Origin of the sequence: Klebsiella sp. I138, assembly GCF_051131765.1 — a bacterium.
GTDB lineage: Bacteria > Pseudomonadota > Gammaproteobacteria > Enterobacterales > Enterobacteriaceae > Klebsiella.
Window position 1 is genome coordinate 3,679,537 of record NZ_CP180447.1, and the last position, 25,204, is coordinate 3,704,740.

Sequence of the window (25,204 nt, forward strand, 5' to 3'; positions counted from 1 at the left end):
CTCGCAGTCAACCCGGCGACAGCTGCCGTCGGGTTGCCTGCATGCTTCAGCGGCGCAACACTCACCTGCATAGGTGACGGAACCTAGGCGCGATCAACGGTAAAGGCAATCACTTCACCGATGCTTTCAGCGCCCAGCGCCAGCATCACCACGCGATCCACCCCCAGCGCCACACCGGAGCAGTCCGGCAGGCCAGCCTGCAGCGCACCCAGCAGATTAGTATCAATCGGCTGCTGCGGCAGACCACGGGCCGCACGCTTGCGGTTATCCTGTTCAAAACGCTGCTGCTGTTCGCGCGCATCGGTCAGTTCATGGAAGCCATTCGCCAGCTCAATTCCCTTGTAGTAAACCTCAAAGCGCTCAGCGACGCGGTGATCTTCGGTGCTGATCTGCGCCAGAGAGGCCTGGCTTGCCGGGAAGTGATAGATAAAGGCCGGGCGATCTTTACCAATATGCGGCTCAACGCCCATGGTAAACAGCAGCTGCAGCAGGGTATCCCGGTCTTCTTCCGTATCGGCAATATTGCTCAGATCGAGTTTCGCCGCCGCTTCACGCAACTGCGTTTTATCTGCTGACAGCGGATCAAGTTCAAGATGGCGCAAAAACGCCTGCTGATAAGAGAGGCTTTCCGCCGGCTGACACTCCAGTACCTGCTGGAGTAAATCATCGACTTCGTTAATCAGGCGATACATGTCATAGCACGGACGATACCACTCCAGCATGGTGAATTCCGGGTTGTGGTGGCGCCCCATTTCTTCATTGCGGAAGCTACGACACAGCTGGAACACCGGACCGCAGCCCGCGGCCAGCAGACGCTTCATATGGTATTCCGGGCTGGTCATCAGATAAAGATCCATCCCCTGCGAATAGCCAGGGCCGACGAAACGGGTCTGGAACGGAAATAAGTGAATATCCGTCACCGTTGCCTGACTCATACAAGGCGTCTCCACCTCCAGCACGCCACGGTCGCTAAAGAAACGGCGAATTTCCGCCATTATCGCCGCGCGTTTTAACAGGTTTGGAATGGACGCGCTCGGCTGCCAGGTTGCCGTCTCGCTCATGTTACTTTCTCCGATTTCATACAAGGGCACGAAGTCTACTCGTAACCGTCGGGTGAGACAAATTTTGTGCCTGAACGTCGGCCATATGACATTCGGGAAACTTATTGTCAGTGACAATTCATCACCCAGACTGATAAACCGGCGCACATATTGACAAAAAAATCGAACACATCAATTTTCCCCATCAACCCTGCGGCTATACTCCTTTACCTATAAAGGAGCAGTGATACATTTTCGCCAGTCCGGCGGCGAAATAAACAAAAACTGGAGGAATGTCGTGCAAACTTTTCAAGCCGATCTTGCCATTATTGGCGCTGGCGGAGCAGGTCTTCGTGCTGCTATTGCCGCGGCGCAGGCAAATCCAAATGCCAAAATCGCACTGATTTCAAAAGTCTATCCCATGCGCAGCCATACCGTGGCGGCCGAAGGAGGTTCTGCCGCCGTTGCGCAGGATCATGATAGCTTTGAGTACCACTTTCACGACACCGTCGCCGGCGGCGACTGGCTCTGCGAGCAGGATGTCGTCGATTACTTCGTCCATCATTGTCCCACGGAAATGACCCAGCTTGAGCAGTGGGGGTGCCCGTGGAGCCGTCGCCCGGACGGCAGTGTCAACGTGCGCCGCTTCGGCGGGATGAAAATCGAACGCACATGGTTTGCCGCCGATAAGACCGGCTTCCATATGCTGCATACCCTGTTCCAGACCTCCCTCCAGTTCCCGCAAATCCAACGCTTCGACGAACACTTCGTCCTCGACATTCTCGTCGACGATGGCCAGGCCCGCGGCCTGGTGGCGATGAATATGATGGAAGGTTCCCTGGTCCAAATCCGCGCAAACGCGGTGGTCATGGCCACCGGCGGTGCGGGACGCGTCTATCGCTACAACACCAACGGCGGCATCGTCACCGGCGACGGGATGGGCATGGCACTGAGCCACGGCGTCCCGCTGCGCGATATGGAGTTTGTCCAGTATCACCCAACCGGCCTGCCGGGATCCGGGATTCTGATGACGGAAGGCTGCCGCGGTGAAGGCGGTATTCTGGTCAATAAAAACGGCTACCGTTATCTGCAAGACTACGGCATGGGTCCGGAAACGCCGCTGGGCGAGCCTAAAAACAAATACATGGAGCTCGGTCCGCGCGACAAAGTCTCCCAGGCCTTCTGGCATGAATGGCGTAAAGGCAACACCATCCCGACGCCGCGCGGCGATGTGGTCTATCTCGATTTACGCCATCTCGGTGAGAAAAAGCTGCTTGAGCGCCTGCCGTTTATCTGCGAGCTGGCAAAAGCCTATGTCGGCGTTGATCCGGTGAAAGAACCAATTCCGGTCCGCCCGACCGCACACTACACCATGGGCGGCATTGAAACTGACCAGCAGTGCGAAACACGGATTAAAGGCCTGTTTGCAGTCGGCGAATGTTCTTCCGTCGGTCTGCATGGCGCCAACCGCCTCGGTTCCAACTCGTTGGCAGAACTGGTGGTATTTGGTCGTCTCGCCGGTGAACAAGCGATGAAGCGTGCGGCGGAAGCCGGAGAAGCAAACGGCACGGCGCTGGATGCACAGGCCGCCGACGTGGAAAAACGCCTTAAAGATCTCGTCAATCAGGAAGGGAACGAGAACTGGGCGAAAATTCGCGACGAAATGGGGCTGTCGATGGAAGAAGGCTGCGGTATTTACCGTACGCCGGAGCTCATGCAGAAAACCGTCGATAAGCTGGCGGAGCTTCAGGAACGCTTTAAACGCGTACGTATCACCGACAACTCCAGCGTCTTCAATACCGACCTGCTTTACACCATCGAACTGGGCCATGGCCTGAACGTTGCCGAATGTATGGCGCACTCCGCTATTGCACGTAAAGAGTCACGCGGTGCGCACCAGCGTCTGGATGAAGGCTGCACCGAACGTGATGATGTCAATTTCCTCAAGCATACGCTTGCTTTCCGCGATGCAGATGGCACCACGCGCCTGGATTACGGCGATGTGAAAATCACCACTCTGCCGCCGGCGAAACGCGTATATGGCGCAGAAGCGGAAGCAGCCGAGAAGAAGGAGACGACAAATGGCTGAGATGAAAAACCTCAAGATTGAAGTGGTGCGCTACAACCCGGAAGTAGACACGGCACCGCACAGCGCATTCTATGAAGTGCCTTATGATGAGCAAACCTCGCTGCTCGACGCGCTGGGTTACATCAAAGATAACCTTGCACCTGACCTCAGCTACCGCTGGTCTTGTCGTATGGCAATCTGCGGCTCCTGTGGGATGATGGTCAACAAAGTGCCAAAACTGGCCTGTAAAACCTTCCTGCGCGAATACACCAAGGGCATTAAGGTTGAGGCGCTGGCCAACTTCCCGATTGAGCGCGATCTGGTGGTCGACATGACCCACTTTATCGAAAGCCTGGAGGCGATTAAGCCCTACATTATCGGCAACACGCGTACACCGGATCAGGGTCCAAACAAGCAAACTCCGGCGCAGATGGCGAAATACCATCAGTTCTCCGGCTGCATCAACTGCGGCCTGTGCTATGCCGCCTGCCCGCAGTTTGGTCTTAATCCGGAGTTTATCGGTCCGGCGGCTATCACTCTCGCCCATCGCTACAACGAAGACAGCCGCGACCACGGCAAAAAGGAACGCATGGCGCAGCTTAACGGTCAGAACGGCGTCTGGACCTGTACCTTCGTGGGCTATTGCTCTGAAGTGTGTCCGAAGCATGTCGATCCGGCAGCCGCCATTCAGCAGGGCAAGGTAGAAAGTTCGAAAGACTTTCTTATCGCCACCCTGAAACCACGCTAAGGAGTGCATGATGACGACTAAACGCAAACCCTATGTGCGGCCGATGACGTCCACCTGGTGGAAAAAACTGCCGTTTTATCGCTTCTACATGGTGCGTGAAGGAACCGCATTGCCCACGGTATGGTTCAGTATCGTACTAATTTACGGGCTGTTTGCCCTGAAGCATGGCGCAGAAAGCTGGGCTGGCTATGTGGGTTTTCTGCAAAACCCCATCGTGGTGATCCTGAACCTGATCACGCTTGCCGCCGCGTTACTGCACACCAAAACCTGGTTTGAGCTGGCGCCGAAAGCCGCCAATATCATTATCAAGGGTGAAAAAATGGGGCCAGAGCCGGTCATTAAAGGGCTTTGGGTGGTGACCGCACTGGTGACCGTAGTCATCCTGTTTGTTGCCCTGTTCTGGTAAGGAGGCTGAAATGATCAATCCCAACCCAAAACGCTCTGATGAACCCGTCTTCTGGGGCCTGTTTGGCGCAGGCGGTATGTGGGGCGCGATTGTCGCTCCGGTCATGGTACTGCTGGTCGGTATTCTGCTGCCGTTAGGCCTGGCGCCGGGCGATGCGTTCAGCTACGAACGCGTACTGGGCTTTGCCCACAGTTTTGTCGGTCGCGCCTTCATCTTCCTGATGATCGTCCTGCCGCTGTGGTGCGGGCTTCACCGAATCCATCACGCCATGCACGATCTGAAAATTCACGTCCCGAATGGTAAGTGGGTCTTCTACGGCCTGGCCGCCATTCTGACCGTCGTGACGCTGATTGGCGTGTTGTTTATTTAACGTCCCTGAAGCCCGGTAGCATTCTGTTACCGGGCTCTCTTTTGCAGAAAATATCCCCGCTTTTTTCCCGACAGAATCTACACTTAGCTAAAAAGCCAGCAAGGAAAATGCTATGCGTGTGCTGCCTATTATTGCGGTTGTCGCCGCGTCGTTTCTGGTTGTCGCCTGTAGCACGCCAACGCCGCCACAAGGCGTAACGGTGGTCAGTCCGTTTGATACCCAGCGCTATCTCGGCACCTGGTATGAAATCGCTCGCTTCGACCATCAGTTTGAAAGTGGTCTTGAGAAAGTGACCGCCACCTACAGCCTGCGCGACGATGGCGGGCTGGACGTGGTGAATAAAGGCTATAACCCCGACCGGGGTATGTGGCAGAAAACCGATGGCGTAGCGTACTTCACCGGCCAGCCGACTCGTGCGGCGCTGAAAGTCTCCTTTTTTGGACCTTTCTACGGCGGCTACAACGTGATCGCCCTGGATAAAGATTATCACTATGCGCTGGTCTGCGGGCCAGACCGCGATTATCTCTGGCTGCTGGCCCGCTCGCCGAAAATCTCACCGGAAGTCAAACAGCAGATGCTGGACATTGCCACCCGACAGGGCTTCGACGTCAGCAAGCTTATTTGGGTCAACCAGCGCTACTAGTCAGTGCGCGCTGATCTTCAGCCCGATAATGCCGACCACGATACACGCCAGGCTGGCAATTCGCATGGCGCTGGCAGATTCGCCCAGCAGGACGATACCTGTGATGGCCGCACCGACTGCGCCAATGCCCGTCCAGACAGCATAGGCGGTGCCGACAGGCAGCGTTTTCATCGACCATGACAACAGCGCCATGCTGAGCACCATGGCAACAATGGTTATCACGCTTGGCACCAGGCGACTAAACCCATGGGTGTATTTCAGACCAACCGCCCAGACCACTTCCAGCAGACCGGCGATAAACAAAACGAACCAGGACATAGGACTCCCTTTATGGGGCCGTCCCCGAATGCGATACGCTTACGGGTCGTCCCGCAAGGTGTGGATGAAAGCGGAGAGATTATAACCAGCAGAACGCACGATGGGAAGAACGGTACGGCCGACAACCGTACCGTCGGGGTCTATTGCTGAGCCTTATTCGCGGCACCGGAAATGGCGCTGCCACCTTCTGAAATATCCTGACCAACACCACGCGTTGTATTACATGCGGTCAACACAGAAGAAAGGGCCAAAACCGTAAAGAACGCTGCAATTGCTTTTTTCACCATAATGTCATCCTTATTACCAGTTTTAGTTATCGTGCCTTATAAGCATAGACAACCTGACCCAGGATGGCGGGATCTCAGCGTTTTTTAAGAGAAAAGGAGGGATGAAACGAAAGGTGTAAGCGAAACGGTACGGCGAAGCGGTGATAAATCAAAACAATCAACTAAAAAGGCGCTAGCTGACCGCGTGCGAAATAGCATGCCCCAGCCCCCGGATATCTTCGCCAACGCCGCGGACGGTATTGCAGCCGGTCAGCAAAGCGGCGCTCAGAGAGAGCACGAGCAGAAGTTTTATCGGGTTATTCATCTTCCTTGCCTGCGGTTGATGGCCTGCTGTTTCTTTGACGGCGATAGCAGGCGCAGCACGCTGCTGCGCCAACTCTCTATGGCATGATTACTTCACGCGGGATACGTATTCGCCAGAGCGAGTATCCACTTTGATGACTTCGCCAATCTGAACGAACAGCGGAACTTTAACCACTGCGCCAGTGGTCAGGGTCGCTGGCTTGCCGCCGGTACCTGCGGTGTCACCTTTCAGGCCTGGATCGGTTTCAACGATTTCCAGCTCAACAAAGTTCGGCGGGGTAACAGAGATAGGCTGACCGTTCCACAGGGTCACGATGCATTCAGCCTGATCCAGCAGCCATTTAGCATTATCGCCAACGGCTTTCGCGTCGGCAGCCAGCTGCTCGAAAGTGGAGTTGTTCATGAAATGATAGAACTCACCGTCGTTGTACAGGTAGGTCAGGTTCATATCAACAACGTCTGCGCCTTCAGCGGAGTCGGTAGATTTGAAGGTTTTCTCTACGCGAGTCCCGGTCAGCAGGCGGCGCAGCTTAACGCGCGCAAAAGCCTGGCCTTTGCCTGGTTTTACGAATTCACTGGCTTCAACGGCATAAGGTTCGCCGTCCATCATGATTTTAAGACCGGCACGAAAATCGTTGCTATAGTAAGTCGCCATAAGGCCCTCTAAATTTGTTAATTGGTAGCTAAGCCACAAAATGGCGCATATTGTAACCCTAAATACCCCATCCAGAGAAGATTGGTTAACGCAACTTGCAGATGTTGTGACCAGTCCTGACGAACTGCTGCATCTTTTAAATGTAGACACTGATACCCACTTGCTGGCGGGACGCGATGCAAAACGCCTCTTCCCCCTGCGCGTACCGCGGGCATTTATCGCCCGCATGGAGTCGGGGAACCCCAACGATCCCCTTCTTCGTCAGGTACTTACCTCGCAGGACGAGTTTATTTCAGCTCCGGGTTTTTCCACCGATCCGCTGGAGGAACAGCACAGCGTCGTGCCGGGTCTGCTGCATAAATACCGCAATCGGGCGCTGCTGTTGGTCAAGGGCGGCTGCGCGGTAAATTGCCGTTATTGCTTCCGCAGACACTTCCCTTATGCCGAGAATCAGGGCAATAAGCGCAACTGGCAGGCGGCGCTGGAGTATATTGCCGCGCATCCGCAGCTTGATGAGATCATTTTTTCCGGCGGCGATCCGCTGATGGCAAAAGATCATGAGCTTGACTGGTTGCTCACTCAGCTGGAAGCCATCCCGCACATTAAGCGCCTGCGCATTCACAGCCGCCTGCCTGTCGTTATCCCGGCGCGGATTACCGATGCGCTGGTTACGCGCTTTACCGATTCGTCGCTGCAGGTGCTGCTGGTCAATCACATTAACCACGCCAATGAGATCGATGCTGATTTCCGTGCCGCGATGGCGCGGCTGCGTCGGGCCGGGGTCACGCTACTGAATCAAAGCGTTCTGCTGCGCGGCGTCAACGACAACGCGCACACGCTGGCCGATCTGAGTAATGCACTGTTCGATGCGGGCGTCATGCCCTACTACCTGCACGTGCTGGATAAAGTCCAGGGCGCGGCCCACTTTATGGTCGAAGACGAAGAAGCCCGGGCGATTATGCGCGAACTGTTGACGTTAGTTTCAGGGTATATGGTGCCGAGGCTGGCGCGAGAAATCGGCGGTGAGCCGAGCAAAACGCCGCTGGATTTAGGCTTAAAACAACATTCGTGAAAAGGTCTGCCGGGGATAAGCTGGCAGACCCTCGACTCGCAGGCCGCTTTCTCACCGTCGGTGAGAAAGGCATGGAATCAGATCAGTTCGGGCACTTATAGACCTGACCGTTCATTTCGCTGTCGGTCGGGACAAAGCTCGACAGAAGGTTCTGCGTCGGGCTGCTCACGCCATAAATCACGTTACCACCCATTGCCGCAGCCTGGTTGCGCAGCGCGTTAGCTGCGCCACGCATGGAGCCGCCTTCATCACCGTTCTGACCGGACAGCCAGTTGCTCTGCTTGCCCGTCGCGGTCCCCAACAGCTGGCAATCCGCACCCGGCTTATCTTCAACAAAGCGTACGCTCTGTCCGCCTGAGCTCAGTTCGTTGCTGGAACTGCAACCCGCTAACAATAATGCTGCGCCGACAATCCCTGCTAAATATCTTACCTGCATGTTATTCCCCATGATCAATGAGCTGGACGCGCTGGCCCGGATGTACACCTTATACTAAAAAGATGAGAAAAAGAAAAACCCCCGAGCATTTCTGCCCGGGGGTTTCTTTGTTTCTAAGGGGTATAGCGCACGATTACATCATGCCGCCCATACCACCCATGCCGCCCATACCGCCAGCAGCACCTAAATCAGCTGCGTCGCTTTTCGGCAGGTCGGTCACCATGCACTCGGTGGTGATCATCAGACCAGCAACAGAAGCGGCGTACTGCAGAGCAGAACGGGTCACTTTAGTCGGGTCCAGGATACCCATATCGATCATGTTACCGTATTCTTCGGTAGCAGCATTGTAGCCGTAGTTGCCATCGCCCGCTTTCACGGTGTTAGCGACTACAGACGGCTCTTCGCCACAGTTCAGTACGATCTGACGCAGCGGAGCTTCCATTGCGCGCAGCGCAACTTTGATACCCACGTTCTGGTCTTCGTTCTGACCGCGCAGGTCGCTCAGTTTGGATGCTACGCGAATCAGCGCAACGCCACCGCCGGCAACCACGCCTTCTTCTACCGCAGCACGGGTCGCGTGCAGGGCATCGTCAACGCGCGCTTTTTTCTCTTTCATTTCAACTTCGGTGGCTGCACCGACTTTGATAACTGCAACGCCGCCTGCCAGTTTAGCAACACGTTCCTGCAGTTTTTCACGGTCGTAGTCTGAAGTTGCTTCTTCAATCTGCTTACGGATCTGAGCAACACGGCCCTGGATCGCAGCTTCTTCACCCACGCCATCGATGATGGTGGTGGTGTCTTTGTTGATCACAACGCGTTTAGCCTGACCCATATCTTCCAGGGTCGCTTTTTCCAGCTCCATACCGATCTCTTCAGAGATAACGGTACCGCCGGTCAGGGTTGCGATGTCCTGCAGCATAGCTTTACGACGGTCGCCGAAGCCCGGTGCTTTAACCGCAGCAACTTTAACGATGCCACGCATGGTGTTAACGACCAGAGTCGCCAGCGCTTCGCCTTCAACGTCTTCAGCGATAATCAGCAGCGGTTTGCCTGCTTTCGCAACGGCTTCCAGAACTGGCAGCATTTCACGAATGTTGGAAACTTTTTTGTCAGCCAGCAGGATGAACGGGCTTTCCAGCTCTACTGCGCCAGTTTCCGGCTTGTTGATGAAGTACGGGGACAGGTAGCCGCGGTCAAACTGCATACCTTCAACCACGTCCAGTTCATCTTCCAGACCGGTACCGTCTTCAACGGTGATCACGCCTTCTTTACCGACTTTATCCATCGCTTCAGCGATCAGTTTACCTACGGTTTCGTCGGAGTTAGCGGAGATGGTACCAACCTGAGCAATAGCTTTAGAGTCGGAGCACGGTACGGACAGGGTTTTCAGTTCTTCAACGGCAGCGACGACAGCTTTGTCGATACCACGTTTCAGATCCATTGGGTTCATGCCAGCAGCAACGGCTTTCAGGCCTTCTGCGATGATAGCCTGAGCCAGTACGGTCGCGGTGGTAGTACCGTCGCCTGCAGCGTCGTTCGCTTTAGAGGCAACTTCTTTTACCATCTGCGCGCCCATGTTTTCGAATTTGTCTTCCAGTTCGATTTCACGAGCAACGGACACGCCGTCTTTGGTGATGGCCGGAGCACCGAAGGATTTGTCCAGCACTACGTTACGGCCTTTCGGACCCAGGGTCACTTTCACTGCATCTGCCAGTACGTTTACGCCGCGCAGCATTTTTACACGAGCGTCGTTACCGAATTTTACGTCTTTAGCTGCCATTTTTTCTATTCCTCAAATTCGTTCAGTTTCGCGCGCGAATTACGCTTCAACAATTGCCAGAATGTCGCTTTCAGACATGATCAGCACTTCTTCATTGTCGATTTTTTCAGATTTCACACCGTAGCCGTCGTTAAAAATAACGATGTCGCCAACTTTAACGTCCAGCGGCTGCACAGTTCCGTTTTCCAGGATGCGGCCCTTACCGACAGCGATGATTTCGCCACGAGTTGATTTGGCTGCTGCAGAACCGGTCAGAACGATGCCGCCTGCAGATTTGGTTTCAACTTCTTTACGTTTGACGATCACACGATCATGTAACGGACGAATACTCATTGATAGCTCTCCTTTGAGAAAGTCATTATCAGTTATGGGTGACACCGGCCCGTATAGGGTTTTCCGGCTAGTGCCTGAGAGATGGGGGTGGGTTTTCCGGCTTCAAGGGGGAAAGTTAAAAAAAATTTTTTCCTCGTGCGCTGACGCACAGAATGAGAGACAGATCGGCCATCGTCATAAGCAAAAACGATTGTGATACCATCGATCTTTTGTCAGGGCAGGATAGCATCATGAGTGGTTTGAAGCAGGAGTTGGGTCTGGCTCAGGGAGTGGGGCTGCTTTCTACGTCGCTACTCGGCACCGGCGTCTTTGCCGTTCCCGCTCTCGCCGCGCTGGTTGCGGGAGATAACAGTCTGTGGGCCTGGCCCGCGCTGATTCTGCTGGTCTTCCCGATAGCCATTGTCTTTGCCGTACTTGGCCGCCACTTTCCCAGCGCAGGCGGCGTGGCGCATTTCGTGAATATGGCGTTTGGTTCCCATATGGAACGCGTCACCGGCTGGCTATTCCTGTCGGTCATTCCGGTCGGGCTCCCGGCGGCCCTGCATATTGCAACCGGCTTCGGCCAGGCGCTGTTTGGCTGGCACGATAGCCAGCTGCTGCTGGCGGAGCTGGGTACGCTGGCCATCGTCTGGTGGGTCGGGTCGCGTGGTGCAAGCTCCAGCGCCAATCTGCAAACGCTGGTTGCGATCCTTATTGTCGCACTGATTGGCGCTGTCTGGTGGCGAGGCGGAATTAGCCCGGCACAGATCCCCTTCCCGCCGCCAGAGAATATTGACCGCCCTCAGCTTTTTGCCGCTCTGTCGGTGATGTTCTGGTGCTTTGTCGGTCTTGAGGCCTTCGCCCATCTGGCAGCAGAATTTAAACGCCCCGAGCGCGATTTTCCCCGTGCGCTGATGATCGGCCTGCTGCTGGCGGGGTCGGTTTACTGGGCCTGTACCGTGCTGGTGCTCCATTTTCACGCCTTCGGCGAAAATATGGCTGCCGCCGCGTCGCTGCCTAATATTGTGGTTCGCCTGTTTGGTGTGCAGGCGCTGTGGGTGGCCTGTGTCATTGGCTATCTCGCCTGCTTTGCCAGCCTCAATATCTATATCCAGAGCTTTGCCCGCCTGGTCTGGTCGCAGGCGCAGTACACACCGGGGAGCTATCTCGCCCGCCTGTCGCCGCGGCAAATCCCACGCAATGCGCTCAATGTGGTTCTGGGCTGCTGCGTCATCAGTACGCTGTGCATCTACTGGCTGGATATCAACCTCGATGCGCTGATTGTCTATGCCAACGGCATCTTTATTATGATTTATCTGCTGTGCATGCTGGCGGGCTGTCGGCTATTACGCGGGCGCTATCGGGTGTTAGCCGCCATCGGGAGCGTACTTTGTCTGCTTCTGCTGGCGATGGTAGGCTGGAAGAGCCTGTACGCCCTGATTGTCATGGCGGCACTGTGGCTGTGGCTGCCAAAGCGCCGGAAGGCAGTTCTTCCCCAATGAAACCAGCCATAAAAAAAGCCGGGTAGCGCAACGCGTATCCGGCTCATTAGCATGGTGTCGGCCCGACTATGATCAGGCCAAATGGGTTAGCGGTCGTCTTTGTGATCCAGACGGTCGCGCTCTTCATCTTTACGCTGGTACTCCCCGTCAAAGGTCTCCCCGCCTCCGGTTCCGGCGCTAAAACCACCGCCCGGCATCCGGCTAAAGCGCAGGTGCGGCATCAGCTTCAGGGTCAGATGTTTTTGCACCGGCGGCAGCAGGAGTAGCAGGCCGAGGAAGTCGGTAAAGAACCCCGGGAGCAACAGCAGCAGACCGGCAATAATCAGCGAGACGCTTTTAATCATTTCTGCAGCCGGGCTTTCCCCTGCCGCCATCTTCTGCTGCATCAGCATAAAGTTTTTAAAGCCCTGGTTGCGCACCAGCGACATACCAACCACCGAGCTGAAGATCACCAGAATCAGCGTCAGCAGGACGCCGAGCACGTGAGCCACCTGGATAAAGATCGATATCTCAATGTAAACGTATAAAAAAATGGCAATAAACGGAATCCAACGCACTGGCGTCTCCTTCATTAGCGGAGCCCACTATCGGCCCCCGCAGTCATCGGTGTGCTTTTCGCATCCAATCAATATTGGGCTAAAACGCCACATTTCAATCGGCAGAAACGCTTATTTTTTTTCATGAACGGAAAAGCGGTGACTCATTTCACAGATTAATAATTCTTATACCCTTCTCGACATAATAAGTGATCAAGGTTGCTGACATTCGCTATCATCAGCATATGATCGTGGGCACCGGGCCGATTAAGGAAATAATCTTCGGCAAGAAAATGCGTAAAATCCCATAAATTCTGCGTATTTGGTGAATTCATTGGCAGCTTGAAAAGAAGGTTCACATGTTAAACAACATTCGTATCGAAGAAGATCTGTTGGGTACCAGGGAAGTTCCAGCTGACGCCTACTATGGTGTTCATACTCTGAGAGCGATTGAAAACTTCTACATCAGCAATAGCAAAATCAGCGATATCCCTGAGTTCGTGCGCGGTATGGTGATGGTGAAAAAGGCCGCTGCGATGGCCAACAAGGAACTGCAAACCATTCCTAAAAGCGTCGCGAACACCATTATTGCCGCATGCGATGAAGTTCTGAATAACGGTAAATGCATGGACCAGTTCCCGGTTGATGTGTTCCAGGGCGGAGCGGGAACGTCCGTCAACATGAACACCAACGAAGTGCTGGCCAACATCGGCCTTGAGCTGATGGGCCACCAGAAAGGTGAATACCAGTATCTGAACCCGAACGACCACGTTAATAAATGCCAGTCCACCAACGATGCCTACCCGACCGGTTTCCGTATCGCGGTTTATGCGTCGCTGCTGAAATTAACCGACGCCATCAACCAGCTGGGCGAAGGCTTCCAGAATAAAGCCGTCGAATTCCAGGATGTCCTGAAAATGGGCCGTACCCAGTTGCAGGATGCCGTGCCGATGACTCTCGGCCAGGAGTTCCACGCCTTTAATGTTCTGCTGAATGAAGAAACCAAAAGCATCCTGCGTACCGGCGAGCTGCTGCTCGAAGTTAACCTCGGCGCCACCGCCATCGGTACGCGCCTGAATACACCGGATGGCTACCAGCAGCTCGCCGTGCAGAAACTGGCGGAAGTCAGCGGTCTGCCGGTGATTCCGGCGGAAGACCTGATTGAAGCCACTTCCGACTGCGGCGCCTACGTAATGGTGCACAGCTCGCTGAAGCGTCTGGCGGTGAAACTGTCCAAAATCTGTAACGACCTGCGCCTGCTCTCTTCCGGCCCGCGCGCTGGCCTGAACGAAATCAACCTGCCGGAGCTGCAGGCGGGTTCATCTATCATGCCGGCGAAAGTGAACCCGGTGGTGCCAGAAGTGGTCAACCAGGTCTGCTTCAAGGTGATCGGCAACGACACCACGGTGACGATGGCATCGGAAGCCGGTCAGCTACAGCTGAACGTCATGGAGCCGGTTATCGGCCAGGCGATGTTTGAATCCATCCACATCCTGACTAACGCCTGCTACAACCTGCTGGAAAAATGCATTAACGGCATTACCGCCAACAAAGCGGTATGCGAAGGCTACGTATATAACTCTATCGGAATCGTCACCTACCTCAACCCGTTTATCGGCCACCACAATGGCGATATCGTCGGCAAGATTTGCGCCGAAACCGGCAAGAGCGTACGAGAGGTTGTTCTGGAGCGTGGATTGCTGACTGAGGCGGAGCTGGACGATATTTTCTCGCCGCAAAACCTGATGCATCCGGCCTATAAAGCGAAGCGTTATACCGATGAAAGCGAACAGTAAGCTTTCAGGTTAAACTACCCAGAGGCATGTCAGCGATGACATGCCTTTTTTGCTTCTTTAGGTTTACCAAATCACAACAATTCAATATCAACTTGTTAAAAAACAAGGAAGGCGTATATGTTTGGTGCAGAACTCGTGATTGTCCTGCTAGCGATCTACCTGGGGGCCCGGCTCGGCGGTATCGGCATCGGTTTTGCCGGTGGTCTGGGCGTCCTCGTCCTGACGCTCATCTTTCAAATCAAACCTGGCGCGATCCCCTTCGACGTCATTGAAATCATCATGGCGGTTATCGCTGCTATTGCCGCTATGCAGGTAGCCGGCGGCATGGATTATCTGGTCAGCCTTGCTGAGCGTATGCTCAGACGCCATCCGAAATACATTACCTTCCTTGCTCCGCTGGTCACCTGGTTTATGACTGTTCTGGCGGGAACCGGTCATACCGCGTTTTCCACCCTGCCGGTCATTACTGAGGTCGCGAAAGAACAGGGTATTCGCCCGTCCCGCCCGCTCTCTATCGCCGTCGTCGCCTCACAGATTGCGATTACCGCCTCGCCAATCTCCGCTGCGGTGGTCTTTTTTGCCGGGATCCTCGAACCGCTGGGCGTTAGCTACCTGACGCTGCTGTCCATCTGTATTCCGGTAACGCTGATTGCGGTGATGATCACGGCGGTGGTCTGTAACTTCCTCGGCTGCGAACTGAAAGATGATCCGATCTATCAGGAACGTCTGGCAAAAGGTGAAGTGAAGCTGCGCGGGAGCCAGGTTTTTGAGCTGAAACCCCACGCGAAACGTTCCGTACTGCTGTTCCTGATCGGTATCGTGGCAGTCATGTTTTACGCCACCGCCATCAGCGATACCGTCGGGCTGATTCAGAATCCGGTCCTGCCACGTAACGAAGCGATCGTCGTCTTCATGCTGACCGTCGCCACGCTGATTAGCATCACCTGTAAAATCGATACCGGCGAAGTTCTCAACGCCAGCACCTTTAAATCCGGGATGAGCGCCTGCGTCTGCGTCCTGGGTGTCGCCTGGCTGGGCGATACCTTCGTCAAAGCGCATATCACCGATATCCAGGCCGTTGCCGGCGATCTGCTGCACAACTATCCGTGGCTGCTGGCGGTAGTGCTGTTCTTCGCCGCTACCCTGCTGTATTCCCAGGCCGCGACGACCAAAGCATTAATGCCGGCCGCGCTGCTGCTTGGCGTTACGCCTCTGACCGCCATCGCCTCGTTTGCAGCCGTCTCCGCGCTGTTCGTGCTGCCGACCTATCCTACGCTGCTGGCGGCGGTAGAAATGGACGATACAGGCTCAACGCGCATCGGCAAGTATGTCTTTAACCACGCATTCCTGGTTCCGGGAGTGATTGCCATAACCCTGTGCGTCATTCTGGGTTTCCTGATTGGCGGCATCATGCTGTAAATCTGCTTAAATTCGGGCCAGTTGCTGGCCCGTTTCATTTATCCCCCCACCTTGCGTGCTATAGTGCCTCTTTTCGCTGATACGAGGTTCACGATGACTACGCCTGATGCTGTTGTTGTTCTCTGTACCGCGCCGGATGAAGCTACCGCCCAGGATCTGGCGGCTAAAGTGCTGGCGGAAAAGCTCGCCGCCTGTGCCACCCTCCTGCCTGGGGCGACGTCCCTCTACTACTGGGAAGGTAAGCTGGAACAGGAGTATGAAGTCCAGATGCTGTTGAAAACCGACCGGGCCCATCAGCAGGCGTTACTGGATTGTCTGAAATCCCATCACCCGTATCAAACCCCCGAATTACTGGTTTTACCCGTTACTCACGGAGACACTGATTACCTCTCATGGCTCAACGCATCATTACGCTGATCCTGCTGCTGTGCAGCACATCCGCTTTCGCCGGTTTATTTGACGCTCCCGGGCGCTCTAACTTTGTTCCCGCAGACCAGGCCTTTGCTTTTGATTTCCAGCAAAGCCAGCATGACGTTAACCTGACCTGGCAAATCAAAGAGGGCTACTATCTCTATCGCCAGCAGATCAAACTCACGCCGACGGATGCGACGCTTACTGCGCCAACGCTGCCGCCCGGCACGTGGCATGAAGATGAGTTTTACGGCAAAAGCGAGATTTATCGCCAGCACCTGAGCATACCGGTCACGCTAAACCAGGCGGAAAAAGGCGCGACGCTCACCGTAACGTATCAGGGCTGTGCTGATGCGGGTTTTTGTTATCCACCGGAAACTAAAGTCGTGCCGCTTCGCGCGGCCCTGGCCGTTTCCGGCAGCGAGTCGGTCCCTGCTCATGAGGCGCTATCCGCAGCCGGGCAGCCGAAATTTAACCCGCCGCTGCCGGTAGAAAAACGCCCTGAGCTGGTTGCTAAAGTTGCACAGCCTGCCCCGGCGCAGGAAAAGCGCGACGCAGGTGATAATCCACCTGCCGGTCTGCCCTTCTCTGCGCTATGGGCGCTGCTGATTGGTATCGGTATCGCCTTCACACCGTGTGTGTTGCCGATGTATCCGCTGATCTCGGGCATTGTCCTCGGCGGCAAGCAGCGACTGTCTACCGCGCGGGCGCTGCTGCTGGCGTTTATTTACGTTCAGGGGATGGCGCTCACCTATACCGCGCTGGGCCTGGTGGTCGCGGCCGCCGGCTTGCAGTTTCAGGCAGCGCTGCAGCATCCTTATGTGCTTATTGGCCTCTCCGCGGTCTTTATCCTGCTGGCGCTGTCGATGTTTGGTCTGTTTACGCTGCAGCTCCCCTCATCGCTGCAAACCCGCCTGACGCTGATGAGCAACAAACGCCAGGGTGGTTCACCCGGCGGCGTCTTCGCGATGGGAGCCATTGCCGGACTGATCTGCTCGCCCTGCACCACCGCACCGCTGAGCGCCATCCTGTTGTATATTGCCCAGAGCGGTAATCTGTGGCTCGGCGGCGGCACGCTTTATCTGTATGCACTGGGCATGGGGCTACCGCTGATCCTGGTGACCGTCTTCGGCAACCGCCTGCTGCCGAAGAGCGGCCCGTGGATGAGTCATGTGAAGACCGCATTCGGGTTTGTTATCCTCGCACTTCCGGTCTTTTTACTTGAGCGTATCGTCGGTGAACCCTGGGGTCTGCGTCTGTGGTCGCTGCTGGGCGTCGCCTTCTTTAGCTGGGCTTTTATTACCTCGCTCGGCGCAGCACGCCCGTGGTTGCGCATCGTGCAGATTGTTATGCTCGGTGCGGCGCTGGTCAGCGCACGTCCGCTGCAGGACTGGGCCTTCGGTGAACCGCTAACCCAACAGCAGGCCCACCTGGCCTTTACGCGCGTCAGCACCGTCGCGGAACTCGATCGGGCGCTGGCACAGGCCAAGGGAAAACCGGTCATGCTCGATCTGTACGCCGACTGGTGCGTAGCCTGCAAAGAGTTCGAAAAATACACCTTTAGCACGACCGAAGTACAACAGGCCCTGAAAGATACCGTTCTGTTGCAGATAGACGTGACGAAGAACAGCGCCGAGGATGTGGCTCTGCTGAAACACCTGAAGGTGCTCGGCTTGCCCACCATTCTGTTCTTTAATACGCAGGGTGAAGAACAGCCTGCGCAGCGCGTCACCGGGTTTATGGATGCGACAGCATTCAGCGCCCATTTGCACGATTGGCAACCGTGAACGACACTTTAGGAGGAAAAATGGAGGAGAAGACCGTGCAACGTGAAGATGTCCTGGGTGAAGCCATACAAATTCTCGAAATTGAAGGTATTGCCAACACCACGCTGGAAATGGTCGCCGAACGCGTCTCTTACCCGCTCGCTGACCTCAAACGTTTCTGGCCCGACCGCGAAGCGCTGCTGTACGATGCGCTGCGCTATCTCAGCCATCAGGTCGATGCCTGGCGTCGCCAGCTGCTGCTCGACGATTCGCTTACGCCTGAGCAAAAGCTGCTGGCACGCTACGGCGCATTAACCCAGTGTGTGAGCAACCATCGCTATCCCGGCTGTTTGTTCATCGCCGCCTGTACCTTTTACCCGGATGCTCAACATCCTATTCATCAACTGGCGGAACAACAGAAGCAGGCCTCTCTGGCCAATACCCACGAACTGCTGACGCAGCTGGAAGTTGATGACCCGGCAATGGTGGCTAAACAGATGGAGCTTATCGTCGAAGGCTGCCTGAGTCGCCTGCTGATAAAACGCAGCCAGGCTGATGTCGATACCGCTCAGCGTCTGGCAGAAGATATTCTGCGCTTTGCCCAATGCCGGACGGGTGGCGCATTAACCTGACGCCGAATCCGTCAGCGCTAAGCCGCGCATATTTCCCGATGGCAGGTCGCGTCAGGACCGCCGTGTAGCGTATTTCCGGGCGCGTACAGGCGGTACGTGACCGGGGTAAGCGCGGGCCGCCAACAAAGATGCAAGTTGCAGGATGAAGGGTATAATTCCCCCTACATCGATACGTCTACCGAGATTTATATGCGTCCTCTCTTCTGGGCTGCCATTATGGGGCTATGTCCGGCATCGCTCCTGGCCGCTCCCGTTCAAGGTTTTTCTTTTGCGCATAAAGACTGGGAAGTCGCCTGCGATAATACCGGCACCTGCCGGGCCGCAGGTTATGGCGTCAACATGGGTGAAATCAGCGTTCTGTTAACCCGTAACGCGGGCGCCGGGCAGCGTGTGAGCGCTCAAATGACCTTCGCCCAGACCGATCATGATATTCCCCAGGATGCCACGGTTGACCTGCTGATCGATAACCAGGATCGCGGCGCGCTTGAAGCCAAAGACGACAGCCATTTCCGTTTTGATAGCACGCAAACCGCCGCCCTGATCCAGGCGCTGGAGCATGACAATAAAATCGAGATTTCACTTAACGGCCAGCGTAAGCAACTCTCCAGCGCAGGCAGCAGCGCAGTATTTCTCAAGGTTGATGAATTTCAGCAGCGCCTGGGCACCGCAGATGCGCTGGTGCGTAAAGGCGATGCTGACGATGACAGTACACTCAATGCCCTTCCGGCTCCGGAAATTATCGCCGCCCCGATTATCCACAACGCTCAGAGCGAACCGCTGACGACAAAACAGCGGCAGAAGCTGCTGCCAGCACTGGTCCCGTTGCTGAACAGCCGCTGCGATGACTGGCAAAATAAAGATATTCCGCCTCAGGAGCGGGAGATAACCTCAACCCCTCTCGATAAAACCCATTCGCTGATCGAGGCCCTGTGCTGGCGTGCGGCTTATAACGATGGATACGCGATGTGGGTAGTCGACAATGCCCCTCTCGCCAGGCCAGAGCTCATCACGACCGACGCATCCAGCTATGCCGATGGCGTTATCACCTTTTTCAACAAAGGCCGTGGCGTCGCCGACTGCGTCAACGGAGAAGAGAGGGTCTGGGACGGAAGATCTTTCGTCCAGAGTCTGAAATACACAACCGGTATGTGCCGTGAAATCACCCCTGGCGGTACCTGGATGCTGCCCACTTTCGTCAGCCAGGTTCGTCCAAAACAGCAGAAGGATGCCGATAACATTGCGCTCAAAGCACTGTATAACGCGGTGCTGAAGGAGCAGAAGACCGACCCTGAGCTGGCATTGAAAAAGGTTGCTGAGCAGTTCCCGCTCACCGGCCACGTGACGAACTTTACGCTGACCTACGCGGACGACTCTCTGGTATCGACCAACAAACCCGCCGTCGATATCAGCGACGACGAGTGGCAGGCCTTTCTGCACTCAGACATCAGCGCTGACTCAGAAAACGGTAAGGTCAGCTTCACGCTGATTGACCTTGATAATGACGGCAAGCGCGATTTAATTATCGACAGCTATATCGGCGGGACCGGGCTATTCAGCTACACCGGCGTGCTAAAGCGCGGTGATAACACGTTTGATACCGTAGATCATAGCGATAGCGATGACGACGATAATTTTGACGCGGGCGTCCCCGGAGCGCTGTTTTCCCTCAACGGGCGCGGCGCTAATCAGTGGAACCAGTGGGTCAGAATCAACGGTCAGGTATATGCGCTGTGGTACAACGGCCAGTTTGGCGAAGACAATCTTTATCTGCTGCGCCCCTTCAGCCCGACGAACAGCAGCCCGGCCGTGACGATTCGCTATCGCTACGCGCTGGAGACGCTAAGTTCACCGGAAAAAGGCCAGCCTCTGACGCCGGCGCTAACCGCACAGGACCGGGACGATTTACTCAAATCGCTGGAGCTGATGCAAAGCAACCTGCTGAAAGATAAAAAAGAGAAAACAGAGGACGGGCCAATTTGTCCGATCCCTGCCGGCACCTCATCCGATGAAGCGGATAACTATTACAGCGGTGTCGCCTCCTACTACGTCTATGAAACGGTTGCGTATATTCCCGTCTGGCTCGGCGGGAAATGCTTTATCGGCACCGTCATCAGCCATCATGGCGCTTACCGCCACGGCGTCGATGCGGAAATTATGATCAGCTCGCCGCGGGAAGACGAAGACGTCATTGGCGGTTACTCCGTATCCGGATTGCGCCACGTTATCTCTGCCGTCAGTGGCTGGAAAATTCGCGAAGGCGACAACGGAATGATGTGATGAGTCGGCAAAATGTCCCTTTCGCGGCAAAACTGCCGCAAAGTTAAGCAATCAGCAGACAAATCAAGAAATTTGGTTGACGCGCAAGATGGATTACGGTTTAATGCGCCCCGTTGCCCGGATAGCTCAGTCGGTAGAGCAGGGGATTGAAAATCCCCGTGTCCTTGGTTCGATTCCGAGTCCGGGCACCAACCATTCAGAAACGGACGCCCTCGGGCGTCCGTTTTGCTTTATAAAGTCAACATGTTATCCCGCTCTTCATGTTCACTACTGTTCATTAAAATTCACTGGCAGCCACTAACTTTTGTTGGTAAAAAAGTTGGTAAACTCAGTTCGATGAGTTTTTTACCAACATTTACCTCACCGGAGGCTCGCCATGCGCTTAACTGATATTGCAGTAAAAAACGCCAAGCCTTCCGACAAACAGATCAAGCTATCAGATGGTAAGGGGCTTTATCTGCTGGTGCATCCCAACGGTTCGAAATACTGGCAAGCTGCTTATCGCTTCGATGGTAAGCAGAAAGTGTTCTCAATTGGCACCTACCCTTTTGTATCGCTCTCAGAAGCTCGTACAAAGCTCATAGAGATGAAAACACTGCTGAGTAATGGGATAGACCCGCTACAGCAAAAAAAAGCTGTAAAAGCTGAAGAGCGTGGAGATTTTACGTTTGAAGCTGTAGCCCGTGATTGGCATAAAAAAATGACTGTCAGTGAGCGGTGGATACCTCAGCATAGTGAACGTATTATAAACAGCCTCATCAATCATCTTTTCCCGGCTATTGGTTCAAAAGACATTACGAAGCTAACCACTCGTGATCTGCTTCTTCCTCTGCGTAAAATTGAAGTCAAAGGCCAGCATGAAACAGCTTCACGTCTGAAACAACGGATCACTGCTATCATGCGTTATGCTGTTCAGGAAGATATGATCAGTCAAAATCCGGCAAATGAGCTTGGTGGCACATTAATTACGCCTAAACGGACACATTATCCCGCTCTTGAACTTGAACAAATACCCGATCTATTAAGTCGCATAGATGCTTATAAAGGCCGCAAGCTCACTGTATTAGCTTTAAAACTAACTATGCTTGTGTTTATTCGTTCAAGTGAACTACGCTTCGCCCGTTGGCCTGAAATAGATTTTGAAAATCAACTTTGGATCATTCCGCCAAATCGTGAAGAAATCAAAAATGTAAAATTTTCTGAACGTGGTTCTAAAATGCGTATACCGCATTATGTGCCGTTAAGTCATCAGGCTATTGATATTTTAAAAGAACTGAAAGAAATTAGTTATGATATGTCTGATGGACAAGGATTAATTTTCATTGGTTGCCACGATTACCGTAAACCAATGAGTGAAAATACGGTTAATAAAGCCTTACGGCTAATGGGTTATGACACCAAAAAAGATATTTGCGGTCATGGATTCCGCACAATGGCTTGTAGTTCTCTCGTTGAGTCAGGTATATGGGCAGAAGACGCAATTGAAAGACAAATGAGCCATAAAGAACAAAACAATGTTCGTGCTGCTTATACTCATAAAGCGAAGCATATTACGCAGCGCCGTTTGATGATACAGTGGTGGGCTGATTATCTTGATGCTAATATAGAAAAATATATTATGCCATTTGATTTCGCCAGAATAGAAATTTGATTATCTAAATAAAAGAGGCTTCACGCCTCTTTTATTTAGGTTTAAAGGTTGGATATTTGGCATTCTGTTCTACTTCTTGCTGTTGTACTCTTGATGTTTCTTTTTTTAAGTTCGATTTCAATTTCGATTTAAATCTATTTTCATACTCAGCCATATATGCAGGTTTTTTCTTTATTTCTTCTTTAATTACTTTTTCTTTATTTCTTGGCTGAATAACAGGTTTTTTAATGCCTAATCGCTCCCTCACTTCTTCGATCTTAGCTGCTCGACTATTGAAACTGCTACGGCCTTTGAGTCTAAATTTATCTGTGGCTGTAATTGCTGTTTCTGCATGATCAAGTATCCTGTTGATAGAACTGCTATCAGATTTATCATGCCAACGATTGAAGCCACCTTGATTATTAATTTTGTTTGGTTTTTGATTGTATTGTTTTTTAAGTCTGTTGAGAGTTTGTGTATTTTTCTGTTTTGTATTTCTAAATCGTCTATTTGCTTGTCTATCGTATTTCTTGACAGATTTAGTATTGATGATGTTGTTGATATTGTTTTCTCTGTTCTCTCCAATACTTTCTGTGTCTGATTTAATGCTGTACTGACCGACTCCGATAATATCATCATCGTTTCTGATAATGGTTCTATCGTTGTTGATATCTGGTTCAACAAGTGATCGTCCAGAACTATTTTCATCATCTGTTTTTCTTGCTGAGAATCTTCTAATGATTTCATCATCTCTATCTTTGTCATATTTCACCTTTGTTTTAATTGTGTTCCAACTGAATTTTTTACCTAATGAAGATCCCTTAAATGCTATGTCATTTACACTGAATGAAACCCCCGCGACGTTGCCAGTGCTGGCAACATTGAACCTTGGTTCAATGCCTACGGCCTGCAGACGTTCTACGAACGTCCCTAAATCTGGTTTTCCTACCATAGCTGCTTGTAAAGAGACTTGAAGCACTAAACGGGCTGGTTTCTCTCCTGTCCTTAAAGCCATTTCAATTTCGTTCTTGGTTGGTGCTGATACCGCTGATTTTTGCCCCTGCAAGCCTTTGGTAATGGTTAAGCAGTGCTTTACTTCTAAACGTTCACAAGCTGCTATTGTATTAAATGCTGAGTGCTGACCATGCCATACGGAACCGTCTAAACCTATGCGGTTGGCTACTATATGAATATGGTCTTGATCTGTATCTTTATGACGCACACAAATATATTGATGTTTTTCTATATCGATATTCATTTCTTTTAAATAGTCTTTTGCTATCGCTTCCCATTCCTGATCTGTTAAATGTTCATTTTTTGGAAGAGATAAAAACGCATGAAAAACAGGTTTTTTTATATCTTGTCTAAAGCTGCTTACAGTTTTAAATTCATCAGTTAAATCACTAACATTATTAAAATCACTTGCCATATTGCTACATATGAAATCGTGATCATCTTTTAATATATACTCAACCCTATTTTTAAATGATCTCCCTGTTTTAGCTACATTTCCTTTCATACCGTATAAACCTCACAAGCCTTTAATATTCTTTTCATAAGTTGCTTTATAGCAAAGTTAGCTTCGGAGGCTACAGATTGTTTAAAGTCTTCGTTGATATGTAGTCTTTTAGCAATCTGATTTATATTATTACCTTGATGCTGTATTTCTCTATACAATGATTGCTCAAACTCAGGCATTTTCCTTTTTATCACTGGTTCAGCTTTTAATATTTCCCTTCTGATATAATGGCCTCTTTCTAAACCAGAAGCGTCCACTAATGAGTTTAAATACTCAAACTCTGATTTGTTTACTCTAAATTGTATAGATACATCTCTGCGTTCGTCAGCACTTAAATTTATACGTCCTCTTTTTCGATCTGTAGTTGGCATTGTTTATTCCTCATAATAATGTAATCATCTGTTGCTCTTATGTAGTCGTTATCATTTTCAATAATTAATACTTCAATAAGCTCATCAGCTTTATTTTCTGTAATGTATCTATTAGCTACAAAATAACACAAATCCCGCTCATCACTATTGATTTCATTGAATGGTATATTTTTATTTTGTTCTATGTAATAAAAAAACCTTGCCAGTATTTCGAACTTATATTCTATAGTCATACTATTCATTAAATTTTCTACATTCATCTTCTATTCTCCCTTTTAAGTTTTAACAGTTCTTTTTTATCTATCATTTTCCTAACATCTGATATTGATTGTTTCATTTCGCTTGAAGAGTCTTTTTTACCCGTACAACTACGGATCATGAAGCCGCCAAGCATTATGCAAAGAATCATCATTCCTACAGATACAAGCATCATAATATTTCTCCTCCGTATTGATTGAATAAATCAGAATAAATAAAAGTAAGTTCAGCATATTGTTCATCAGTATCGTTATCACATATAAAATCATATATCCTCTTAATCATTCCTTGATCTAAAAAATAATCTGTATATGTAGTAAAAAGACTATCTCTATTAACTTCTAACTCTGCGTTTGCTTGTATGTAAAAAAAGCATCTTTGATATAAAATATCACTTAATGTATTAATAGCTTTGTGCTCATCATGGTAAATATATTTTAAATCAAAATACATCTTTAATGCTTTTTTATATTGCTCATCACTGAAATAAAAAGCATTACTTTCCAAGAAATAATCTTTATCTGTATATACAGCTAACCTACTATCGAAATTTTCAAAATCTTCATGCATATTAAATGCTCCTATATAGTTATAATATCCAATGTAAAACTGTATGGTTTACCGCCAACCCTTGATAGGGTGATAAGGC

At 52.0% G+C, this 25,204-nt stretch carries 28 protein-coding genes and 1 tRNA gene; 15 read left to right on the plus strand and 14 right to left on the minus strand.

Going from position 1 to position 25,204, the window contains the following annotated elements; all coding sequences use genetic code 11:
* Window positions 1–83: 83 nt before the first annotated feature.
* Window positions 84–1,061, minus strand: a complete 978-nt coding sequence (epmA, locus tag ACMYSK_RS17175; RefSeq protein ID WP_434637181.1) for an elongation factor P--(R)-beta-lysine ligase — start codon at window positions 1,059–1,061, stop codon at window positions 84–86.
* 277 nt (window positions 1,062–1,338) lie between these two features.
* On the opposite strand from epmA, the gene frdA reads away from it, so the two are divergent.
* From frdA to ACMYSK_RS17200, 5 genes are all read left to right on the plus strand, one after another.
* On the plus strand, window positions 1,339–3,129 hold the full coding sequence (gene frdA / locus ACMYSK_RS17180) for a fumarate reductase (quinol) flavoprotein subunit (RefSeq protein ID WP_434637183.1): 1,791 nt from the start codon (window positions 1,339–1,341) through the stop codon (window positions 3,127–3,129).
* On the plus strand, window positions 3,122–3,856 hold the full coding sequence (frdB, locus tag ACMYSK_RS17185) for a fumarate reductase iron-sulfur protein (protein ID WP_434637185.1): 735 nt from the start codon (window positions 3,122–3,124) through the stop codon (window positions 3,854–3,856). The genes frdA and frdB overlap by 8 nt, the downstream gene beginning before the upstream one ends.
* A gap of 10 nt (window positions 3,857–3,866) precedes the next feature.
* Window positions 3,867–4,262, plus strand: a complete 396-nt coding sequence (gene frdC, locus ACMYSK_RS17190) for a fumarate reductase subunit FrdC (protein ID WP_434644176.1) — start codon at window positions 3,867–3,869, stop codon at window positions 4,260–4,262.
* 10 nt (window positions 4,263–4,272) lie between these two features.
* Complete coding sequence (frdD, locus tag ACMYSK_RS17195) at window positions 4,273–4,632, plus strand: fumarate reductase subunit FrdD (RefSeq protein WP_434637186.1); 360 nt, start codon at window positions 4,273–4,275, stop codon at window positions 4,630–4,632.
* Between the two features lie 112 nt (window positions 4,633–4,744).
* Window positions 4,745–5,275 carry a lipocalin family protein gene (locus tag ACMYSK_RS17200; RefSeq protein ID WP_434637188.1) on the plus strand — a complete coding sequence of 177 codons (531 nt, stop codon included), beginning with the start codon at window positions 4,745–4,747 and terminating at the stop codon, window positions 5,273–5,275.
* Here ACMYSK_RS17200 and sugE read toward each other — a convergent pair whose 3' ends face one another.
* The 4 genes from sugE to efp form a co-directional block, all read right to left on the minus strand.
* Window positions 5,276–5,593 carry a quaternary ammonium compound efflux SMR transporter SugE gene (sugE, locus tag ACMYSK_RS17205; protein WP_434637190.1) on the minus strand — a complete coding sequence of 106 codons (318 nt, stop codon included), beginning with the start codon at window positions 5,591–5,593 and terminating at the stop codon, window positions 5,276–5,278.
* A gap of 140 nt (window positions 5,594–5,733) precedes the next feature.
* Window positions 5,734–5,880 carry a lipoprotein toxin entericidin B gene (ecnB, locus tag ACMYSK_RS17210; RefSeq protein ID WP_159867629.1) on the minus strand — a complete coding sequence of 49 codons (147 nt, stop codon included), beginning with the start codon at window positions 5,878–5,880 and terminating at the stop codon, window positions 5,734–5,736.
* Window positions 5,881–6,052: 172 nt separating this feature from the next.
* Entirely contained in the window at window positions 6,053–6,184 is a 132-nt protein-coding gene (locus ACMYSK_RS17215; RefSeq protein ID WP_434637191.1) for an entericidin A/B family lipoprotein, read from the minus strand.
* An 87-nt stretch (window positions 6,185–6,271) separates the two neighbouring features.
* Complete coding sequence (gene efp / locus ACMYSK_RS17220; RefSeq protein WP_434637193.1) at window positions 6,272–6,838, minus strand: elongation factor P; 567 nt, start codon at window positions 6,836–6,838, stop codon at window positions 6,272–6,274.
* Window positions 6,839–6,878: 40 nt separating this feature from the next.
* Between efp and epmB the strand changes: the two genes are divergently transcribed.
* Window positions 6,879–7,910, plus strand: a complete 1,032-nt coding sequence (epmB, locus tag ACMYSK_RS17225) for an EF-P beta-lysylation protein EpmB (protein WP_434637195.1) — start codon at window positions 6,879–6,881, stop codon at window positions 7,908–7,910.
* A gap of 82 nt (window positions 7,911–7,992) precedes the next feature.
* On the opposite strand, the gene ACMYSK_RS17230 is transcribed toward epmB, so the two are convergent.
* From ACMYSK_RS17230 to ACMYSK_RS17240, 3 genes are all read right to left on the minus strand, one after another.
* Window positions 7,993–8,346, minus strand: a complete 354-nt coding sequence (locus ACMYSK_RS17230; protein WP_004856962.1) for a DUF4156 domain-containing protein — start codon at window positions 8,344–8,346, stop codon at window positions 7,993–7,995.
* A 133-nt stretch (window positions 8,347–8,479) separates the two neighbouring features.
* A complete protein-coding gene (gene groL, locus ACMYSK_RS17235; RefSeq protein ID WP_434637197.1) occupies window positions 8,480–10,126 on the minus strand; it encodes a chaperonin GroEL in 1,647 nt (548 codons plus the stop codon).
* A gap of 39 nt (window positions 10,127–10,165) precedes the next feature.
* Window positions 10,166–10,459, minus strand: a complete 294-nt coding sequence (locus ACMYSK_RS17240) for a co-chaperone GroES (RefSeq protein WP_003855929.1) — start codon at window positions 10,457–10,459, stop codon at window positions 10,166–10,168.
* Between the two features lie 230 nt (window positions 10,460–10,689).
* Between ACMYSK_RS17240 and yjeH the strand changes: the two genes are divergently transcribed.
* Window positions 10,690–11,940, plus strand: coding sequence for an L-methionine/branched-chain amino acid transporter (gene yjeH, locus ACMYSK_RS17245; protein WP_434637198.1), 1,251 nt, complete (start codon window positions 10,690–10,692; stop codon window positions 11,938–11,940).
* Window positions 11,941–12,026: 86 nt separating this feature from the next.
* On the opposite strand, the gene ACMYSK_RS17250 is transcribed toward yjeH, so the two are convergent.
* On the minus strand, window positions 12,027–12,497 hold the full coding sequence (locus tag ACMYSK_RS17250; RefSeq protein ID WP_004856948.1) for an FxsA family protein: 471 nt from the start codon (window positions 12,495–12,497) through the stop codon (window positions 12,027–12,029).
* A gap of 338 nt (window positions 12,498–12,835) precedes the next feature.
* On the opposite strand from ACMYSK_RS17250, the gene aspA reads away from it, so the two are divergent.
* From aspA to ACMYSK_RS17290, 8 genes are all read left to right on the plus strand, one after another.
* Window positions 12,836–14,272 (plus strand): aspartate ammonia-lyase, encoded by a 1,437-nt coding sequence (gene aspA, locus ACMYSK_RS17255; protein WP_434637200.1) that lies wholly within the window; start codon window positions 12,836–12,838, stop codon window positions 14,270–14,272.
* A gap of 117 nt (window positions 14,273–14,389) precedes the next feature.
* Window positions 14,390–15,691 (plus strand): anaerobic C4-dicarboxylate transporter, encoded by a 1,302-nt coding sequence (locus ACMYSK_RS17260; protein WP_434637202.1) that lies wholly within the window; start codon window positions 14,390–14,392, stop codon window positions 15,689–15,691.
* 93 nt (window positions 15,692–15,784) lie between these two features.
* Window positions 15,785–16,108, plus strand: a complete 324-nt coding sequence (gene cutA / locus ACMYSK_RS17265) for a divalent cation tolerance protein CutA (protein ID WP_004856939.1) — start codon at window positions 15,785–15,787, stop codon at window positions 16,106–16,108.
* Window positions 16,084–17,889, plus strand: coding sequence for a protein-disulfide reductase DsbD (locus ACMYSK_RS17270; protein WP_434637204.1), 1,806 nt, complete (start codon window positions 16,084–16,086; stop codon window positions 17,887–17,889). The genes cutA and ACMYSK_RS17270 overlap by 25 nt, the downstream gene beginning before the upstream one ends.
* Window positions 17,890–17,924: 35 nt before the next feature.
* Window positions 17,925–18,500 carry a transcriptional regulator gene (locus ACMYSK_RS17275; RefSeq protein WP_434644178.1) on the plus strand — a complete coding sequence of 192 codons (576 nt, stop codon included), beginning with the start codon at window positions 17,925–17,927 and terminating at the stop codon, window positions 18,498–18,500.
* 189 nt (window positions 18,501–18,689) lie between these two features.
* The gene (locus tag ACMYSK_RS17280) at window positions 18,690–20,777 is read left to right on the plus strand and encodes a DUF1176 domain-containing protein (protein WP_434637206.1); all 2,088 of its coding nucleotides are present in this window, start codon (window positions 18,690–18,692) and stop codon (window positions 20,775–20,777) included.
* A gap of 115 nt (window positions 20,778–20,892) precedes the next feature.
* A tRNA-Phe gene (locus ACMYSK_RS17285) sits at window positions 20,893–20,968 on the plus strand.
* A gap of 185 nt (window positions 20,969–21,153) precedes the next feature.
* Window positions 21,154–22,428: a tyrosine-type recombinase/integrase gene (locus tag ACMYSK_RS17290; RefSeq protein WP_434637208.1), complete on the plus strand. Its 1,275-nt coding sequence runs from the start codon at window positions 21,154–21,156 to the stop codon at window positions 22,426–22,428.
* A gap of 31 nt (window positions 22,429–22,459) precedes the next feature.
* On the opposite strand, the gene ACMYSK_RS17295 is transcribed toward ACMYSK_RS17290, so the two are convergent.
* The 5 genes from ACMYSK_RS17295 to ACMYSK_RS17315 are packed head-to-tail and all read right to left on the minus strand — an operon-like array spanning window position 22,460 to window position 25,125.
* Window positions 22,460–23,926 carry a relaxase/mobilization nuclease domain-containing protein gene (locus tag ACMYSK_RS17295; protein WP_434637210.1) on the minus strand — a complete coding sequence of 489 codons (1,467 nt, stop codon included), beginning with the start codon at window positions 23,924–23,926 and terminating at the stop codon, window positions 22,460–22,462.
* Entirely contained in the window at window positions 23,923–24,297 is a 375-nt protein-coding gene (locus ACMYSK_RS17300; RefSeq protein WP_434637212.1) for a plasmid mobilization protein, read from the minus strand. The genes ACMYSK_RS17295 and ACMYSK_RS17300 overlap by 4 nt, the downstream gene beginning before the upstream one ends.
* The gene (locus tag ACMYSK_RS17305; protein ID WP_434637214.1) at window positions 24,264–24,557 is read right to left on the minus strand and encodes a hypothetical protein; all 294 of its coding nucleotides are present in this window, start codon (window positions 24,555–24,557) and stop codon (window positions 24,264–24,266) included. The genes ACMYSK_RS17300 and ACMYSK_RS17305 overlap by 34 nt, the downstream gene beginning before the upstream one ends.
* A complete protein-coding gene (locus tag ACMYSK_RS17310) occupies window positions 24,554–24,730 on the minus strand; it encodes a hypothetical protein (RefSeq protein WP_434637216.1) in 177 nt (58 codons plus the stop codon). Before ACMYSK_RS17310 ends, ACMYSK_RS17305 begins: the two co-directional genes overlap by 4 nt.
* Complete coding sequence (locus tag ACMYSK_RS17315; RefSeq protein ID WP_434637218.1) at window positions 24,727–25,125, minus strand: hypothetical protein; 399 nt, start codon at window positions 25,123–25,125, stop codon at window positions 24,727–24,729. Before ACMYSK_RS17315 ends, ACMYSK_RS17310 begins: the two co-directional genes overlap by 4 nt.
* Between the last annotated feature and the right edge of the window lie 79 nt (window positions 25,126–25,204).